Origin of the sequence: Acinetobacter sp. Root1280, assembly GCF_001425285.1 — a bacterium.
In the GTDB taxonomy this organism is placed as follows: Bacteria; Pseudomonadota; Gammaproteobacteria; order Pseudomonadales; family Moraxellaceae; genus Acinetobacter; species Acinetobacter guillouiae.
This window is the reverse complement of record NZ_LMED01000029.1, coordinates 146,123-163,005: the sequence shown is the minus strand read 5'-3', so window position 1 is coordinate 163,005 and position 16,883 is coordinate 146,123. Positions and strand designations below refer to the sequence as shown.

General features: G+C 37.5%; 17 protein-coding genes. 6 read left to right on the top strand and 11 right to left on the bottom strand.

Annotation, left to right across the window (positions count from 1 at the left end):
• Window positions 1-28: 28 nt before the first annotated feature.
• Window positions 29-592, bottom strand: a complete 564-nt coding sequence (locus tag ASC84_RS21060) for a YceI family protein (RefSeq protein ID WP_056518152.1) — start codon at window positions 590-592, stop codon at window positions 29-31.
• 62 nt (window positions 593-654) lie between these two features.
• Window positions 655-1,221 carry a nicotinate-nicotinamide nucleotide adenylyltransferase gene (locus tag ASC84_RS21055; protein ID WP_034612542.1) on the bottom strand — a complete coding sequence of 189 codons (567 nt, stop codon included), beginning with the start codon at window positions 1,219-1,221 and terminating at the stop codon, window positions 655-657.
• 101 nt (window positions 1,222-1,322) lie between these two features.
• Here ASC84_RS21055 and ASC84_RS21050 point away from each other — a divergent pair, with 101 nt between their 5' ends.
• Window positions 1,323-2,123 carry an enoyl-CoA hydratase gene (locus ASC84_RS21050; RefSeq protein WP_004717217.1) on the top strand — a complete coding sequence of 267 codons (801 nt, stop codon included), beginning with the start codon at window positions 1,323-1,325 and terminating at the stop codon, window positions 2,121-2,123.
• A gap of 102 nt (window positions 2,124-2,225) precedes the next feature.
• A complete protein-coding gene (locus ASC84_RS21045) occupies window positions 2,226-2,984 on the top strand; it encodes a nitroreductase family protein (protein WP_004717220.1) in 759 nt (252 codons plus the stop codon).
• Window positions 2,985-3,040: 56 nt separating this feature from the next.
• Here the strand turns inward: ASC84_RS21045 and ASC84_RS21040 are convergent, their stop codons facing one another.
• The 6 genes from ASC84_RS21040 to ASC84_RS21015 all read right to left on the bottom strand — a co-directional run bounded on the left by ASC84_RS21040 (window position 3,041) and on the right by ASC84_RS21015 (window position 11,725).
• Window positions 3,041-3,355 carry a hypothetical protein gene (locus ASC84_RS21040; RefSeq protein WP_056518150.1) on the bottom strand — a complete coding sequence of 105 codons (315 nt, stop codon included), beginning with the start codon at window positions 3,353-3,355 and terminating at the stop codon, window positions 3,041-3,043.
• A gap of 195 nt (window positions 3,356-3,550) precedes the next feature.
• Entirely contained in the window at window positions 3,551-6,574 is a 3,024-nt protein-coding gene (gene gyrA / locus ASC84_RS21035; RefSeq protein ID WP_056518148.1) for a DNA gyrase subunit A, read from the bottom strand.
• 806 nt (window positions 6,575-7,380) lie between these two features.
• The gene (locus tag ASC84_RS21030) at window positions 7,381-8,199 is read right to left on the bottom strand and encodes a zinc ribbon domain-containing protein (RefSeq protein WP_224963999.1); all 819 of its coding nucleotides are present in this window, start codon (window positions 8,197-8,199) and stop codon (window positions 7,381-7,383) included.
• A gap of 734 nt (window positions 8,200-8,933) precedes the next feature.
• Window positions 8,934-9,866: an FAD-binding protein gene (locus ASC84_RS21025; RefSeq protein WP_056518146.1), complete on the bottom strand. Its 933-nt coding sequence runs from the start codon at window positions 9,864-9,866 to the stop codon at window positions 8,934-8,936.
• Between the two features lie 17 nt (window positions 9,867-9,883).
• On the bottom strand, window positions 9,884-10,636 hold the full coding sequence (locus ASC84_RS21020; RefSeq protein ID WP_004823176.1) for an electron transfer flavoprotein subunit beta/FixA family protein: 753 nt from the start codon (window positions 10,634-10,636) through the stop codon (window positions 9,884-9,886).
• Between the two features lie 483 nt (window positions 10,637-11,119).
• Window positions 11,120-11,725, bottom strand: a complete 606-nt coding sequence (locus ASC84_RS21015) for a LysE family translocator (protein ID WP_056518144.1) — start codon at window positions 11,723-11,725, stop codon at window positions 11,120-11,122.
• A 116-nt stretch (window positions 11,726-11,841) separates the two neighbouring features.
• Here ASC84_RS21015 and ASC84_RS21010 point away from each other — a divergent pair, with 116 nt between their 5' ends.
• From ASC84_RS21010 to ASC84_RS21000, 3 genes are all read left to right on the top strand, one after another.
• Window positions 11,842-12,336 (top strand): Lrp/AsnC family transcriptional regulator, encoded by a 495-nt coding sequence (locus tag ASC84_RS21010; RefSeq protein WP_004717233.1) that lies wholly within the window; start codon window positions 11,842-11,844, stop codon window positions 12,334-12,336.
• A 24-nt stretch (window positions 12,337-12,360) separates the two neighbouring features.
• Window positions 12,361-12,915, top strand: a complete 555-nt coding sequence (locus tag ASC84_RS21005) for a GNAT family N-acetyltransferase (protein WP_056518142.1) — start codon at window positions 12,361-12,363, stop codon at window positions 12,913-12,915.
• Between the two features lie 153 nt (window positions 12,916-13,068).
• The gene (locus tag ASC84_RS21000) at window positions 13,069-13,614 is read left to right on the top strand and encodes a GNAT family N-acetyltransferase (protein WP_056518140.1); all 546 of its coding nucleotides are present in this window, start codon (window positions 13,069-13,071) and stop codon (window positions 13,612-13,614) included.
• 7 nt (window positions 13,615-13,621) lie between these two features.
• Here the strand turns inward: ASC84_RS21000 and ASC84_RS20995 are convergent, their stop codons facing one another.
• From ASC84_RS20995 to ASC84_RS20985, 3 genes are all read right to left on the bottom strand, one after another.
• Complete coding sequence (locus ASC84_RS20995) at window positions 13,622-13,993, bottom strand: hypothetical protein (RefSeq protein WP_004717237.1); 372 nt, start codon at window positions 13,991-13,993, stop codon at window positions 13,622-13,624.
• Window positions 13,994-14,222: 229 nt separating this feature from the next.
• Window positions 14,223-15,122 carry a tyrosine recombinase XerC gene (locus tag ASC84_RS20990; protein WP_162242547.1) on the bottom strand — a complete coding sequence of 300 codons (900 nt, stop codon included), beginning with the start codon at window positions 15,120-15,122 and terminating at the stop codon, window positions 14,223-14,225.
• Between the two features lie 80 nt (window positions 15,123-15,202).
• Window positions 15,203-16,162, bottom strand: coding sequence for a M28 family peptidase (locus tag ASC84_RS20985; protein WP_056518137.1), 960 nt, complete (start codon window positions 16,160-16,162; stop codon window positions 15,203-15,205).
• Between the two features lie 139 nt (window positions 16,163-16,301).
• Between ASC84_RS20985 and rlmH the strand changes: the two genes are divergently transcribed.
• Window positions 16,302-16,784 (top strand): 23S rRNA (pseudouridine(1915)-N(3))-methyltransferase RlmH, encoded by a 483-nt coding sequence (rlmH, locus tag ASC84_RS20980; RefSeq protein WP_004717243.1) that lies wholly within the window; start codon window positions 16,302-16,304, stop codon window positions 16,782-16,784.
• The last annotated feature ends 99 nt before the right edge of the window (window positions 16,785-16,883 follow it).

Sequence of the window (16,883 nt, the reverse complement as noted above, 5' to 3'; positions counted from 1 at the left end):
CTTTGATCTTTTCTAGGTCTGATATTTTCTATTGTGCTTTCCACTGCCCAGACACTTGGATATTCACTTTTTCTCCAACGCCACCCACAGCTTTTTTCATTCCGAAATCACTACGCTTTATGACTGTAGTAGAACTAAAATCCAGCAATTTTGAATTATTTACATTGGGTTTAATTGTCGCATTAAAAGTTACAGGCTTAGTGACATTACGCAAGGTTAAATTACCTGAAATTAGATATTTATTATTAGCAAGCGGTTTAAATGCCGTACTTTTAAAAGAAGCGGAAGGATATTTAGCAGCGTAAAATAAGTCTTCACCCATAATCATGTTTTTCAAGGAAGATTTATTAATGCTTAGGCTATTTACATCCATCACAAATTCAGTAGATGCCTTTTGCGGAGTGCTCGAATCAAAGTTAAGAGAAGATTGAACACGTTTAAACTGCCCTTTGACAATGTTCATACCCAATGAGTCGATATGAAATCCAACATCACTATTGGGTGTCAATGTCCAAGACGCGGCATAACTTGAAATCGAAATAACAAAGCTACCCAATAACGCCCCATTTATAATGACTGATTTAAACTGCATGCAATACTCCATTCATATTCTATATATTTCTATTCAGTGTATTGCAATGCACACAAAAAACATTAAAGATTTGATTTGTCTTGCGTTTGGTATTTGTACTTTAATTGTTGGTAAATTTCCGTTTTTTGAAATTTCTCTAAAAACTCCGCTGTGCCCAAAGGAAATTCGACCTGATAAATTTCACCACGATAATACGCTTCACGTAACGGGGTCGCAGAAATAGAGCCGACTAAACTATCCAGTTCAACCATTTGCCATTCTGGAAATAGTTTTAAGTAATAAGATGAATCATCTTTAAAGTGACCAATTAAACCAATCTTATCGGTCTCTAAAACAGTAGCATTGACCAAGGACTTAACCAGCTCTACCCATTTAGTATCATTATAAACATCAATAACATGTACAAATTTGATTCGTTTTTGATCCGCTTCAGAAAAATTAGACAAAATCATTTGTTCCCGTTCTGATGCCAGAAAAGGATTTTTAGTATTCCGTTCATTTTGCGCAGAACCCAAGGCCAAAATTACATATTGGCTTTGTTGTAATGCAATTTTAATGGTTTGCATATGCGCGAGATGAAAGGGCTGAAAACGTCCAATATAAACAAGATAATCAAATTTATAAGTCATAAAAGTAATTTTTTATGAACTCATCAGTTGCAACAGAATTTCAAATATGCGACATAATGAGGGCATAAAATCCAATTAAATTTTAAAGCAAGGATAGTACGATGACACTTAGTTGTATTCAACAGCCACATCAACATTTAAACGCAAATTTAGAGAATGGTGTACTGACTTTAGCAATTAATCGACCAGAAGCAAAAAATGCACTGTATGGTGAATTGTATCTATGGATTGCAAAAGCCTTAGATGAAGCTGATCAAGATCGTGATGTTCGTGTGGTGATCTTACGTGGTGCAGATGCTGACTTTAGTGCGGGTAATGATATGAAAGACTTTATGGCTTTCATTCAACAACCACTTGAAGGTAAAGAAGGTGATGGCCCTCCATTTGTATTATTAAAATCTGCTGCACGTTTATCTAAACCATTGATCTGTGCAGTCCGCGGTGTAGCGATTGGGATCGGAGTAACAGTACTTTTACATGCTGACCTCGTTTATGCAGACAATACAGCCCTGTTCCAAATTCCATTTGTCAGCTTAGGACTTTCTCCAGAGGGTGCTTCAAGCAAACTGTTGATTCAACAAGCGGGATATCATAAAGCGGCTGAATTGCTGCTAACTGCGCAAAAATTTAACAGTGAAAAAGCACTCAATGCTGGCTTAATCAATAGTATTGAAGATGATGTATATGGTCACGCTTTACATCAAGCACAAACCCTTGCAGCACTTCCATTGGCTTCGATCAAGCAAACCAAAGCGTTAATGAAACATAATCTTGAAGAGATTATTCAATGCGTGGATGATGAAGCGGTGATCTTTATGCAACGCGTTAAATCACCTGAAATGGCTGAAGCCGTTGCTGCATTTATGCAAAAGCGTAAGCCAAATTTCTCTCAATTTAATTAATTGAGTGAGTGAATCTGATCAAAGCCACTGCATGAGTATTATTCAGTGGCTTTGGTCATTTTGAATCCAATAAAACAGTTCATTTAATTATGGGTAAAGATCATGTCACAAGATACAACGACCAAGAAGCGCTATTATGAACCCGCACCACAAGATATCGATATTGAAAATTTCCGTAAAGTCATAGAAAGTCGTCGCTCAGTACGTAAATACACTGAAAAGCAAATTCCTGCCGATGTTTTAGATGCTTGTTTAGATTTAGCTTTATTGGCACCAAACTCATCAAATCTACAGCCTTGGACGTTCTATGTGGTTCAGTCTCAAGCGAAAAAGAAACAATTAGTCAAAGCTTGTTTAAGCCAATTATCAGCAAAAACAGCAGCAGAACTGATTGTATGTGTGGCACGTATTGACCGTATTGATGAAATGGCAAAAAACAATTTAACCCATTTCCCCATGCCTGAAGCGCCAAGAGCGGTAAAACAATATTATAAATTTATCGCATATAACTATAAAACAGGTTATCTCAATGCTTTAGGTAACTTTAAAAAAGTGGCTTTTAAAGTTGCACGCACTTTAGATAAACAACTCCCTGTGACTGCGTTTAACCCAGCTGATGCAAAGCTTTGGGCCAGTAAAACGACAGCCTTGGCTTGTGAAAACTTGGTATTGGCTTTACGTGCTTACGGTTTTGACAGTTGCATGATGGAAGGTTTTGATGAACCTTTGGTTCGCAAGATCCTCAATCTAGGTGATAAAGAATTTCCAGTCATGGTGATTAGTGCCGGTGAACGTGCTGAAGATGGCGTATTCTTCCCACAATACCGTTTTGATCGTGATTTGTTTATTCAAAAAGTTTAATTTTAGCTAATCAATACCCCCTCTCTATTCAAAAGAGGGTTGAGATTTTTAAACTATTATTCAATATCAACCATTTGAATAAACTCAAAAGCAGGTTCTTCATAAGGATGACTTGCTTTTAAAGCGATTGCCACTTGTTTTGCCTTATCTTCAGGAACGATGGTTTCCACTCGCCATTCAGGCAGTTGCTCCAAATGATCTAACTCGCCTATAAAAGGCTTTGCACCACTTAACGGTTTAAATTGTCCTGTTCCTAACACTTGCCAAGCACAATGTTCATAATCGCCAATACCACCCGCTCCTGCTTTAAAAATTGCAAGTTTGGTTGCTTCAAGGTGTGATTCTGGAACGTAGTAGATCAATTTAAGCATTTATTTTATGTTCAAAAACTCGATTATAGCTTTGTTCGCATTTACTTTTATTTATTTTTTTATTTGGTTTTCGTTAGAAAAAAACTGTGTATAGTTAGCTCAATTGATAAGATTTAATCAGAACTGTAGATTTTATAAGCTTGATCAGAATACAAAAAAAAGAGCGCCTAAGCGCTCTTCTTATTTCCCTAAAAATTACTCGTCAGATTCAGTATTATCAGACTCAGTTTCACCTTCATCCATAACAGTTTCATCATCAACTAATTTTTCAGAATCAATTAAACTCTCTGACTCTAAAGCAGTCTCGCCTTCGATCGCATCTAACTGATCGATAATCTCATCATCGGCTTCGACAGCTTCAACTGCAACCACACCGACCAAGACTTCTTCATTACCTAGGCGGATCAAACGGACACCTTGGGCATTACGACCTGTTCTCGCTACTTCAGAAGCACGGGTACGAACCAGCGTTCCACCATCAGAAATCAACATCAATTCTTTAGATTCATCGATGGCAACAGCACCCACTAACTCACCATTACGTTCAGATGTTTTAATGGCAATAACACCTTTACCACCACGTTTTTTGGTTGGGAAGTCATCTACTGGTGTACGTTTACCATAACCATTTGCAGAAGCACATAATACTTCGCCAGTTTCTGGTACAACAACTAACGAAACGATTCGGCTAACCACATTGGTATTTGAATCTGAAGTATCTTCATCATCTGAATCTACATCAACTTCAACATCTTCTTCTGTTTGTGCCGCAGCCAATGCCACACGCATACCACGAACACCTTTCGCAGTACGACCCATCACACGAGCATCAGTTTCAGAGAAACGGATTGCTTTACCTTCATTTGAGAACAACATGATTTGCTGTTCACCATCAGTAATTGCAACACCAATTAAAGTATCTTCTTCTTTCAACTCAATCGCACGTAAACCATTTGAACGAACATTACCAAACTGCTCTAATTCAACACGTTTTACTGTACCTGATGCTGTTGCCATAAATACATAGAAGTTTTTACGCACACTTTCTACACGTTCAGCAAATTCAGCAATTAATTCATCATCAAGATCAGAAGCAGAAAGCTCAATACCAATTTCTTTGAGTTGCTTACGTAAAGCATCTGATAAGTCATCTGGATTTTCACCAAGCTCTGCAAACGCAGCTTTTAGTGCTTCATAATGTGAGTCGATAATTGTGTTTTCACGCAGTTGAGCAACGTTGGCACGGACAAAAGTTCTAAACTCAGTTAAACGCTCGGTAAATTTCTTCGGAGCATCAATTACAGGAAGAATCGCTGTAATAGTCTCTTCTGCATCCAGTGGTAATAAGTTCACCATTGGGCGGCCTTTTGCACCACGTGACGCTTGAGGTACTTCAAATACTCTTAAGCGATAAACTTTACCTACATTGGTAAAGCACAATACAGTTGCATGGTTCGATGTCACGATTAAATGTTGAATATAATCATCTTCTTTCATCGAAGTTGCAGATTTACCACGTCCACCACGGCGCTGTGCAGCATAATCAGACAATGGTTGAGTTTTTGCATAACCTGTTTTTGAAACAGTTAAAACAACTTGCTCTTCTGGGATTAAATCTTCACGAGAAAAATCAATACGTGATTCAACAATATCCGTTTTACGTGCATCGCCATACTGTTGAAGAACCAATGCAAGTTCTTCACGAATCACATTCATCAAAAGATTGAAGTCATTTAAAATTGCTGTAAGTTCAGCAATTTGAGCTAAAATTTCAGAATATTCAGCTTGTAACTTATCTTGTTCAAGACCGGTTAAACGATGTAAACGTAATTCTAAAATTGCACCAACCTGAGCTGGAGATAAACGATAAAGCTGACCATCCAAACCAAATGGACGACTTGGATCTTCACCTTCGATCTCATCCGGACGAACTGAAATCGCGCCTGCTTTTTCTAGCAATGCAACAACATTTCCACCCGCCCATTCGCCAGCAAGTAAACGCTCGCGTGCTTCAGCTGGGTTCGCAGAAGTCTTAATGGTTTCGATGATTTCATCAATATTGGCTAAAGCAACAGTCAAACCTTCTAAGATATGACCACGCTCACGCGCTTTACGTAATTCAAACATGGTACGGCGTGTCACCACTTCTTGACGGTGACGAATAAATGCCGCAATGATGTCTTTTAAATTCATCAGTTTAGGTTGGCCATTGTCTAGGCAAACCATGTTGATACTGAATGAATTTTCAAGTTGAGTATTTAAAAATAAGTTATTGACAATAACTTCAGCGTTTTCGCCACGCTTTAAGTCAATTGCAATACGCATCCCGTCTTTATCAGATTCGTCTCGAAGTTCTGAAATACCTTCAAGTTTTTTCTCTTTTACCAATTCAGCAATACGTTCAATGGTTCTTGCTTTATTGACCTGATAAGGAATTTCAGTGAAAACAATCGTCGTACGACCAGTTTTTTGGTCTTCTTCAAAATGGTATTTACCACGAATATGTAAACGACCTTTACCTGTACGGTAAGCATCTACAATTCCTGATTTACCATAGATAATGCCGCCTGTAGGGAAATCTGGACCAGAAATATATTCCATCAATCCTTCAATTGAGATGTTCGGATTATTTGCATAAGCCAAACATGCATTAACTACTTCTGTCATGTTGTGTGGCGCCATGTTGGTCGCCATACCGACAGCAATACCTGTCACACCATTGATCAATAAGTTAGGAATACGTGTTGGCATAACCTGAGGAATACGCTCAGAGCCATCGTAGTTATCTTCCCACTCGACTGTATCTTTTTCTAAGTCAGCCAACATTTCATGGGTGAGCTTACGCATACGGACTTCGGTATAACGCATTGCTGCTGCGCTGTCACCATCGACAGAACCAAAGTTACCCTGACCATCAACCAATTGATAACGTAGGCTAAAATCTTGAGCCATACGAACAATTGTTTCATAAACAGCTGAATCACCATGTGGGTGATATTTACCGATTACGTCACCAACAACACGCGCAGATTTTTTATAGGCTTTGTTATAGTCGTTGCCTAACTCGTGCATAGCGAACAGCACACGACGATGAACAGGTTTTAAACCATCTCTCACGTCTGGTAATGCACGAGATACAATAACACTCATGGCATAATCGAGATATGAGCTTTTTAGTTCATCCTCAATGGCAATCGGTCTAATTTCCGATACGCTCATGCATACTCCTTATTACAAACAGTGCAAGCAGCAACTGCTCATTTATATAATCTAGCTAGTCAAAATTTAGCTCAAAAAGCGTTGAGCCAAAATCTAAAATTCAGTCGCACAGTATAGCATAAAACCAAGCGATTTTGTGCCTATCCGACCACACTATAATCATGATTTTTTGTAGTATTTTTAAACAATTTTAACGATTTATTGACAATAAAAAACCACCTGATTAGGCGGTCAATCAAGCATCGCTAAATTTATAAATGAATGGGTATTTTTATCTCAAAACCTGACCTGTTTTTATCTATCCAATCATACTCAATGGCGTGCTTCATTCACTGTTTTTTAGGGTCTGTTGACATTTCATAAATGGCTTGCGTTGTAGGCTAAAATTGAGCAGGCAAGGCGTGAAACGATGAGAATAGCGAGACTATTTTCGAGTTTCATAACACAGGCTGAGATAATTTTAGCCACAACCCTTCGGGACTAGAGTGGTTTTTACCGCTACGTCGTTTCCTTGTGAAACGATGTTTCTCATCATTTAGAATGACTAAATTTCATATTTCGTACCTTGTATCATCTAATAACCACTCGTAATCGCAAACGTAGACGAATTGTCAACAGACACTTTGTTTATCAGTAAAAAATAAATCACATCAAACAGTTTTATTTCGGATCGATTAAAACAACTCAAACTTGAAAATTGCCATATAAAATCCGATATGGCAAAAAATATGAGCAAAGCAATACGGAGTCCAACCCCACTGATCAGAAAAATCTAAACACATCCAAATATAGAATGTTGTAAATTTCTATAATTTATATGGATCTGACTGAAGCAATTCACAGTGTTGCAGCAAATCATCACTGATTGCTACGCGATAACACTGCCAATCACGAATTTGATTATTTTCAAGCTGTGGAACCATATATATTCGGCTTGCAGGCGCATCAGTGAATTTACCCACTAAAATCCCTTGCTGTGTAATTTCAATTTGATCAAAAATAAAATCACTAAACTGGGTCTGTTCAAACTTTTCAATATCTTTTAGGCTCGTCGCAAAACGATGCTTGGCTTCATAATACTGTACTAAACGCGCTTGATAAGCTTGCATATCAAAATAACGTGCTTGGTATTCGTTAGACACCACCTCTTCACTTACTGGTCGTGCTTCATCTGTTGTCGCAGCGTCATCTTGATTGGATGACCCAATTACAGACATCACAATAGGGATAACCACACTTGAAATAACCCCAAGCACTGCGGGACCAAACATAAATACGGCTAAAAGTATCCAGACAATTTTAAAATTTTTCTTTTTAGGCTGATTTTGAGACTCTCTTTGTGTATTTGCGACTTTCTGCTGCCATGATTCAAGTAACGCACTCGCCTTATCACCTACAGATGTATGCTGATTGCTTTCTGTTTCATTGTTCGGCGGAGTCTGACGAGGTTTTATATTATGCGTGGGATTTGACTGTCCTTGCTTATTTTCACGGCGTACAGAAAATTCAACATTGCTATTGCCTGTCAAATCGTTGGTCTGTTTAACATGTTTTAAACGAGCACCACAAACACCACATTTCATGGCTTCATTGATATTCTCAGCGTAACATTTGGGACACTTCATATTTATAGCTATTCTAGGTGAGATGATATGGAATTGAGCAGTAATGGAAAAGCGCAGCGTCTAAAACGACAGAATCAACCAGTCTAACGCGCCAATAAGTATAGAATTAAAAAAATGGTCAAAAGCCACTACAGGATTAAATGCGATGTTGTATCTGTAACAGCTGATTTACACTGGAATTTTCTGTATGTCGCCAGTATACGATTGAAAATTTAATTGTGTTTATGCTTTGATCTTATCGGGTTTAAAATTGGACTTCAAGGTATTTATCCACTGATTCTCTCTTGTTCTTTTAGCCAAAGCATTAATCTCCCTACATCAATTACTTATTGATAAAATAATCACTCAAGATACAGCATCTTAAACATAAAAATTAAGATCAGAAAAAATGAAAATAGCATTTTTGATCACTGTTTTTATTTTATGACAGCTTATGTTTAAAACCACTTTTATAAATCAAGAAAAGATCATATAGCGTGAATCATATTAGTTTTGCAAGGTTCCTTATACTTATGGGAAAAAATGACGATAAAGGAGCTTTTAAATTGATTTACACTATAAAAAGGGCTGATGAGAGAAGCTACTCAGAGTTTCTTTATTCGAATAGAGAATAACCCACCATCACGACTTTATTTATCCGTGCACACCATCCATCTACGTATTCAATAAATTTCTAAAATAAAAAAACGCACTTAGGAAATCCTAAGCGCGTTTTTTAAAACTTAATTCGAGAATTAAAGTTTAGAAACTAATTCAGGAACAACAGTATTCAAATCACCAACTAACCAGTAGTCAGCTACAGCATTGATTGGTGCTTCTTCATCTTTGTTGATTGCAACAATCACTTTAGAATCTTTCATCCCTGCCAAATGCTGGATCGCACCAGAAATACCTACAGCGATGTAGAGATCAGGCGCAACGATTTTACCAGTTTGACCAACTTGCATATCGTTAGGAACGAAGCCAGCATCAACCGCAGCACGTGAAGCACCTTGAGCAGCACTAAGCTTGTCAGCAAGTGGATCAAGTACTTTATGATAGTTCTCACCAGAACCAACACCACGACCACCCGATACAACGATACGCGCAGCAGTTAATTCAGGACGTTCTGATTTCACAATTTCTTCAGAAATGAACTTAGAAATACCTGCATCACCTGTAGAAGCCGCAGATTCAATTGCAGCAGAACCGCCTTCAGCAGCAACAGGATCAAAAGCTGTACCACGTACAGTTGCAAGAACAATTGCTTCGTCAGATTGAACTGTAGCAATTGCATTACCTGCATAAATTGGACGTTTGAAAGTTTTAGGACCTTCAACAGCAATGATGTCAGTAATCATGCTTGAGTCTAAAAGTGCAGCAGCGCGTGGCAAGATATTCTTACCTGTAGTTGTTGAAGCAGCAAGGATATGTGAATAACCTTTACCTAATTCAGCAACAAGTTTCGCTACGTTTTCAGCCAATTGGTTTGCATAAGCTGCATCATCAGCAAGCAAAACTTTGCTTACACCAGCAACTTTCGCAGCAGCATCTGCAACTGCTTGAGCACCAGAACCTGCAACCAATACAGTGATATCACCACCGATTTTTTGAGCCGCAGCAACAACGTTTAAAGTTGCACCGTTAAGTGTCTTATTGTCGTGCTCAGCGATAACTAAAATACTCATGATTTTATCCTTCTGTATTAGATCACTTTCGCTTCATTTTTAAGTTTTTCAACAAGCTCGTCTACAGACTTCACTTGTACACCAGCTTTACGCTCTGCAGGTGGTTCAACTTTAACTGTTTTAAGTTTAGAAGTTGCTGTAACACCGAAATCTGCAGGAGTTTTCGTATCAAGTGGCTTTTTACGTGCTTTCATAATGTTTGGAAGCGCAGCATAACGTGGCTCATTCAAACGTAAGTCAGTGGTGATGATCGCTGGAGTATTTAACTCAACAGTTTGTAAACCACCATCAACTTCACGAGTTACTTGAACTTTATCGCCATTTACAGTTACTACAGAAGCAAATGTACCTTGACCAGCGCCAAGTAAAGCACCCAACATTTGACCAACTTGGTTAGAGTCATCATCAATTGCTTGCTTACCTAAAAGCACAAGTTGTGGTTGTTCTTGTTCAACAACAGCTTTTAGGATTTTAGCAACTTCTAAAGCGCCAAGTTGACTGTCATCAGCCTCAACTAAAATACCGCGGTCTGCACCAAGCGCCATAGCAGAACGAATTTGTTCTTGCGCTTCTTTTGGTCCAATAGAAACAACAACGATTTCTGAAACTGTTCCTTTTTCTTTTAAGCGAACCGCTTCTTCAACTGCGATTTCATCGAATGGGTTAATTGACATTTTAACGTTAGTAAGGTCTACCCCACTATTGTCCGGTTTAACGCGAACTTTAACGTTGGCATCAACCACACGTTTTACAGCAACAAGAGCCTTCATGTAATCCTCGGCTGTTTTAGCAAAAGTAAATGTTAAGAAGAGTTATAATAACGCTTCATTTAAAATTATTTAGGTGTCCTATCTTGCAATGTGATTGGCATTTCGGTCAAGTCACAATTCGCAAAACTGCTGTAAAAAGTCATAAAAAAGCTTGAACGTACAGTTCACATTTTTTCTAAATATTTTAACTTAGACACGTAAGGCTACTATTTCGACAATATTTATATATTGATAAATAACATTATTTGTATAGATTCTGTATAAATAATCAAAAGAATTAAGATAAATTATCAATCAATCAAAGGGATGACACCACCCGTTCATCGATACTGCTACACTCTGTCATTTTAGACAGATTCAGCAATTTTTCTAAGTATGTTTATTGATTAAATTTGTGAACTTTTTGGCATTAAACTTGTAACAAAATACTAAATATACAAAAACGGGCTTCTTTTCAGAATCACCCGTTTGTTTCTGCTTGGATTAATTTGCCAATAACCATGCGGCTGCAATGGTCAACAAAGTCCCTGAACCACCATCAATCCATTTTTGCTTACGTTCATTGATGTGCTGCTCTTTGGTCAATTGAGCAATCAAAAGGCTCAAACCACAATACACCAAGAATATCAAAGCAATAAAAATTGCTGACAAGGCTAAGCCTTGAAACACAGTGTTGCCTGATTTATCGATAAATTGTGGCAAAATCGCAAAATAGATCAACATGCCTTTTGGATTCAACAATGCCGTAACAAAGCCTTTGCGAATAGGATTTGAAACTGCTTTCTGCTCAATACGTAATGTCTTTTGGCTAAATACTGATTTAATCAAATGAAATGCCAAATACAATAAATAGGCGATCCCCAAATATCGAATCGTCTCAAACAATACTGGGAATGAAACAATAATTGCAGCAATTCCAAGCGCAACCAGAATCGAATGAACCAGATAGCCAGAACAAATACCGATTGTCGCCATCATGCCTGCTTTCGCATCTTTACCTATCACTTGTGACAGGATAAATAACATATCTGGTCCTGGTGTGAAAATTAACGGAAGTACCGTTAAGGCAAAAAGTACAAATACAGACATCTCTTTTCCCTTTCTGAAGTTTGACTGCGAGAAGAAAACAGTATCTTTTAAAATGCTTAAAATAGGATTTCAAATATTCTATAATGATGATTATTTTTCAAATTAAATTCTAATTTATGAAAATTTCATCTAAGACTATTCTAATTAAGCTAGACCGTATTGATAAAAATATCATTCGTGCTTTACAAGCCAATGGTCGAATCCAAAATAATGATCTTGCTCGTGAGATTGGGCTCTCGCCCTCATCATGTCTAAGACGAGTTCGACTCTTAGAAGAAGCCAAAGTTATCCAAAACTATACAACAGTGGTGGATCCACAAAAAATTGGCTTTCAATTGATGTTATTCTCAAGAATCTGGTTGTTAGGCCAAGATGCTGAAACCATTGATACCTTTATTGAAGCAATGAAAGAACTGCCTCAAGTCATGGAGTGTTATATTATTCTGGGTGAATGTGATGCGATGTTAAAAGTGGTAGTACCTGATTTAGAAAGCTATCGTAAATTTCAGTCGACACATTTGACCAAAAAGAATGGTATTACCAGTGTAAAAACGGATGTCCCAAGTCAAATCATTAAACAAAGCTTTCAGCTACCTCTCGAAGATTTGTAATTCAAAAATACGTATTAGGTGAATATGAAAACATTTAATCCTCCTGTTCAATTAGAAACACCTAGACTTATCCTTAGACAATGGCAAGCTCCTGATTTTGAAATTTTTGCAGATTTAAATGCTGATCCAGACGTTATGCGGTATTTTCCAGCGACCTTGTCAAAAAATGAAAGTGACCTTTTGGCACATCGATTTCAAGACTCAATTACCGAATGTGGTTGGGGATTTTGGGCGGTTGAGTTAAAAGAAAATCAGCAATTTATCGGGTTTGTGGGTCTAGCCAATCAAGCGGAAAAATTTACTTTCTCTCCTTGTGTTGAAATTGGTTGGCGATTTGCACAACAATATTGGCATCAGGGCTATGCGACGGAAGCCGCTCAGCAATGTTTAGCATTTGCATTTGAAAAATTAGCTTTAGAACAGGTTGTTTCTTTCACATCTGTACTGAATCAAGCTTCGGAAAAAGTAATGCAACGACTTGGTATGGATTATGTCGAGAACTTTATGCATCCCGCTTTAGAAAAAAACCATGCTTTGGCTGAACATGTACTTTACTGTATACAAAATCCAAAGCTGTAACGCTGGTCAATATGCAGGTTATCTTGGGCGATGCAAAATTTTATATCGTAAAACAAAGATCTGCATATCGAGCTAAATAAGACTGAGGAAATACGTTAAAAATTATCGCCCTTTTCTATCTAAGCAGTACTTTGATCAGGATGTTCAATAAAAATGATTTATGAATTATGTACAGATCGTCTTTTACTTCGACAATGGCAAGCTTCTGATTACGATGCTTTTGCAAAAATCACAGCAAACCCTGAAGTAATGCAATTTTTCCCCAAAATTTTAAATCGTGAACAAAGTGACGAACTGGCAAATCAGATTAAATATTTAATCGAAATCAAAGGCTGGGGACTTTGGGCAGTTGAATTGATTGAAACCCAAGAGTTTATTGGTTGTGTTGGACTACATCAACAACCCTCAAAATTTGAATTTTCTCCATGTATAGAAATTGGCTGGCGGCTTGATCCAAAATTTTGGAATAAAGGATATGCAACTGAGGCAGCTCAAGCTTGTTTAAGATTTGCATTTGAAGAACTGAATTTTCAAGAGATTGTTGCATTTACATCTAAACATAATCTTGCTTCGCAAAATGTCATGAAAAAAATTGGAATGAGCTTTTCTCATGACTTTCTGCATCCTGATTTTGATGAGCACCATCCACTACATGAAGAGAAGCTCTATCGAATTCAAAAACAAGATTTTCAATTTTAGTTTTGCATTATTTCGCCATGCTTGCTAAAAAATCACGATGAATATGGCTTAAATCAATCAAATCTTGATTTTTGAGCTCCAGCACTTGCCAAATCTCAATAAAGTCTTCTTTTAAATCAATATGATTAGACACTGTTTGTGCAGCTTGCCATTGTTGGTCTGATATCCATAAATAGGTCTGATTAGTTGCGGTATTTACAGCTTGAACTTTACCCTCAGCATTGATACCCAATACTTTTCCTTCTTGCGGTAAGGTTGCCTCAATTTTGGGGAGGCTGAATTCTACAAAATGTTTAATTTGACGTAAGCCATAGCCCTTAAAAATTTCTTTTTGAGCGTCAGTCAGTTGCTTATATTTTTGTTCAAGTTCAGGGATCATTGAAAGACCTAATTTTTCTGCAAAATTGAATCAATAGAAATGTATTGAATAAATACCAAACCTAGATATACATGAGAGCATTTTTAAAAACAATTATCTATTCGACTTTTTTCTGTGCTAAATGTGTTTAAGCACTATGCATTTTATTAAAAAACCAACTGTGCTTTTCACCAGGTCTATTCGCTACAAAATACAAAGGTCAACGCTTAATAAAGCCTTATATTCAAAATTAATTTTTTATTTTTGATGCAGCAGCTCTTGGATGCGCTTGATCATAGACTTGTGCCAGATGATCAAAATCGACGTGGGTATAAATCTGTGTTGTGGTTAAATTGCTATGTCCTAGCATTTCTTGCACTGCACGCAGATCTCCACTATTAGATAACATATGACTGGCAAAACAGTGACGCAATAAATGTGGGTGTAAATCAACATTTACCCCTGCACGTAGTGCTTGGTATTTGACTCGATTTTCAATCTGACGTGGGCTAATACTTGTGCCACGTTGAGTAATAAATACCAAAGATTCAGGGCTAAACTCCCCCTGCCAGATTCGATAGATTTTTAACCATTCAATCAGACTCTCTCTCGCTTTAGAGCCGAAAGGTACAATTCGAGTTTTATTCCCCTTACCCGTGATACGCAATAAATGACGGGTAAAATCAATATCTCGTATGGTTAAACTTTGCACTTCTGCCAAGCGCAAGCCACTCGAATAGAGCAATTCCAGAATAGCCTTATCTCGTAACCACAACTGCTTTTCTATTGGCTTTTCAGGTTCGGGCTGATCCATAATTTGATTGACCGTTTCAATATCAATCATCCCTGGTAATGGTCGAGCTTGCCGCTTTATCTGAAAATCATCCGCTGCATTGATTTCTAAATAACCACCTTGTTTGGCCCACTTCATAAACTGACGAATTGAAGTTAAATGCCGTTGTAAACTACTGGTCGAAAGCTGATCTTTTTCGACACGATAAGCTACATACTCTCTTAAATCAGCAGCTTCGACTTGTTTTAACTCAATCTGCTTGTCATAGCAAAAATCAATAAAGTTGGATACATCTCGGAAATAAGCATCTAAGGTATGTACCGATTGATTCTGTATTTTCCGATCCTTAATCCACATCGAGAGCAATTGCATTGCACCGTATTGCATAAGCTCTCCTTTGATCAAAATAGCAAATGATATAACCTGATTGAAAAATATCAGTCTTGTAAAACTGTATACACCACACCATTGATGACTTCTGCCATCTTATTTAAATTGAGTTTTTCAACAGTATCCTCTTGGGTATGATAATGCTTATTTCTAAAAAAAGCCGTATCTGTGATCATAATAGCAGGGATATCGAAGCGCCAATAATTCAAATGATCTGAGAAATCCACGCCTTGTACAAATGATGGCGCTATCAATCTTTGACAATCAAGGCGTTTTAACGCTTTCATGGCATCACAATATTTTTCGCCCAAACCACGTGAAGTGAAATTACTCACTGCGCCAATAAAATTTCCATGTTTGGGATAAAATAAAGCTAATCCCGATGGATAATCCTGAACATTTTTATGGTCAAAATATCCAATCATTTCCAAAATATACACCGCTTGAATTTGATCTTTTTGTTTTAAAATGGATTGTGCATGGATATAACTCCCCATATGTTCAGTACGGAAATACGGAGGTTCTTCCAATGTATAAAAGACAAAATCAACATTCTGTTTAAGACTGGCCTTATTGGCTGCTAAAATTCGCGCAATCTCTATTAGCCCCACCACACCAGAAGCATTATCATCAGCACCTTTGAAATTCCCATAAACATCATAATGTGCACCAACAATCACTTTTTTGGCATGACCCATTTGTAAGTGACAGATTACATTTCGATAGGTTTTGCCTTTGACTTGATAAGGCTGGTATTCACAAGGAATCGCAAACTGTTCAAGTTGTTGTTTAATGAATGCCGCAACTCGATCGAGCTCTTGAATATTTTGATAATTTCGAAACGCTTGGGGGTGAATCACTTGTTGTAAATAACTGTTTAAACGATCAGGTTCAGCTTGCTGATCATAGCGTTGTTCTGTTGCGACACTCCATGTTGAAAGCCCACAGCTGAGCAATATAATGAAAAGATAGTTTAAATTTAAAAAATTTGGATAAGCTATTTGCATGTATAAATCCAATTTAAAAGCGTGTTGGTATAGCTATAATTTAAAAAAACAGCAATTAGACATTCAGTTCTTGTTGTACACCTGAGAATAACCAATATCACGCTATAATGATGCAATTACCACGTTAGAAATTGTTAATATGAAAATCCGTATTCTGACCATTGGTCAAAAAATGCCTGCTTGGGTATTAACTGGTTTTGAAGATTACTTCAAAAGAATCCAACCTTTTGTACAGACGCAAATTATTGAACTCCCGATGGCAAAGCGTGGCAAAAATGATTCCGAAGCAGATATTTTAAAATATCGCCAAATTGAGGGTGATAGTATTCTCAGCCAACTGAAACACAATGAAGTATTGATTGCACTTGAAGTAGGTGGACGTGAATTTAGTACTGAAAAGCTGGCTGAAACCATGAAAGGTTGGATGCTTGAGGGTTATGATGTTGCACTGGCCATTGGCGGACCAGATGGACATTCTGAAGCCGTGCGAAAAGCTGCTGCTTGGCACTGGTCACTGTCAAAACTAACTCTGCCCCATCCATTGGTTCGGGTTATGCTGATTGAACAACTTTATCGTGCGATGAGTATTAACCATAATCATCCGTATCATCGTGCAGGCTAGTCATGTAATTGGGCAAAAGTTGCATTGATGAAACAGTCTGTTGAAATAAAAGGCTTATTGAGAGCATGCATTTTAGCTAGAATGGGCAATTCACGCTGT

Bases quoted from the DNA above. Each gene is read 5' to 3' on its own strand.
- gyrA (WP_056518148.1), bottom strand. From the start codon at position 6,574: ATGAGCGTATCGGAAATTAGACCGATTGCCATTGAGGATGAACTAAAA.
- ASC84_RS21025 (WP_056518146.1), bottom strand. From the start codon at position 9,866: ATGAGTATTTTAGTTATCGCTGAGCACGACAATAAGACACTTAACGGT.
- ASC84_RS21015 (WP_056518144.1), bottom strand. From the start codon at position 11,725: ATGTCTGTATTTGTACTTTTTGCCTTAACGGTACTTCCGTTAATTTTC.
- ASC84_RS21060 (WP_056518152.1), bottom strand. From the start codon at position 592: ATGCAGTTTAAATCAGTCATTATAAATGGGGCGTTATTGGGTAGCTTT.
- ASC84_RS21020 (WP_004823176.1), bottom strand. From the start codon at position 10,636: ATGAAGGCTCTTGTTGCTGTAAAACGTGTGGTTGATGCCAACGTTAAA.
- ASC84_RS20995 (WP_004717237.1), bottom strand. From the start codon at position 13,993: ATGATCCCTGAACTTGAACAAAAATATAAGCAACTGACTGACGCTCAA.
- ASC84_RS21040 (WP_056518150.1), bottom strand. From the start codon at position 3,355: ATGCTTAAATTGATCTACTACGTTCCAGAATCACACCTTGAAGCAACC.
- ASC84_RS21000 (WP_056518140.1), top strand. From the start codon at position 13,069: ATGATTTATGAATTATGTACAGATCGTCTTTTACTTCGACAATGGCAA.
- ASC84_RS21010 (WP_004717233.1), top strand. From the start codon at position 11,842: ATGAAAATTTCATCTAAGACTATTCTAATTAAGCTAGACCGTATTGAT.
- ASC84_RS20990 (WP_162242547.1), bottom strand. From the start codon at position 15,122: ATGTGGATTAAGGATCGGAAAATACAGAATCAATCGGTACATACCTTA.
- ASC84_RS21030 (WP_224963999.1), bottom strand. From the start codon at position 8,199: ATGAAGTGTCCCAAATGTTACGCTGAGAATATCAATGAAGCCATGAAA.
- ASC84_RS21045 (WP_004717220.1), top strand. From the start codon at position 2,226: ATGTCACAAGATACAACGACCAAGAAGCGCTATTATGAACCCGCACCA.
- ASC84_RS21055 (WP_034612542.1), bottom strand. From the start codon at position 1,221: ATGACTTATAAATTTGATTATCTTGTTTATATTGGACGTTTTCAGCCC.
- rlmH (WP_004717243.1), top strand. From the start codon at position 16,302: ATGAAAATCCGTATTCTGACCATTGGTCAAAAAATGCCTGCTTGGGTA.
- ASC84_RS21050 (WP_004717217.1), top strand. From the start codon at position 1,323: ATGACACTTAGTTGTATTCAACAGCCACATCAACATTTAAACGCAAAT.
- ASC84_RS21005 (WP_056518142.1), top strand. From the start codon at position 12,361: ATGAAAACATTTAATCCTCCTGTTCAATTAGAAACACCTAGACTTATC.
- ASC84_RS20985 (WP_056518137.1), bottom strand. From the start codon at position 16,162: ATGCAAATAGCTTATCCAAATTTTTTAAATTTAAACTATCTTTTCATT.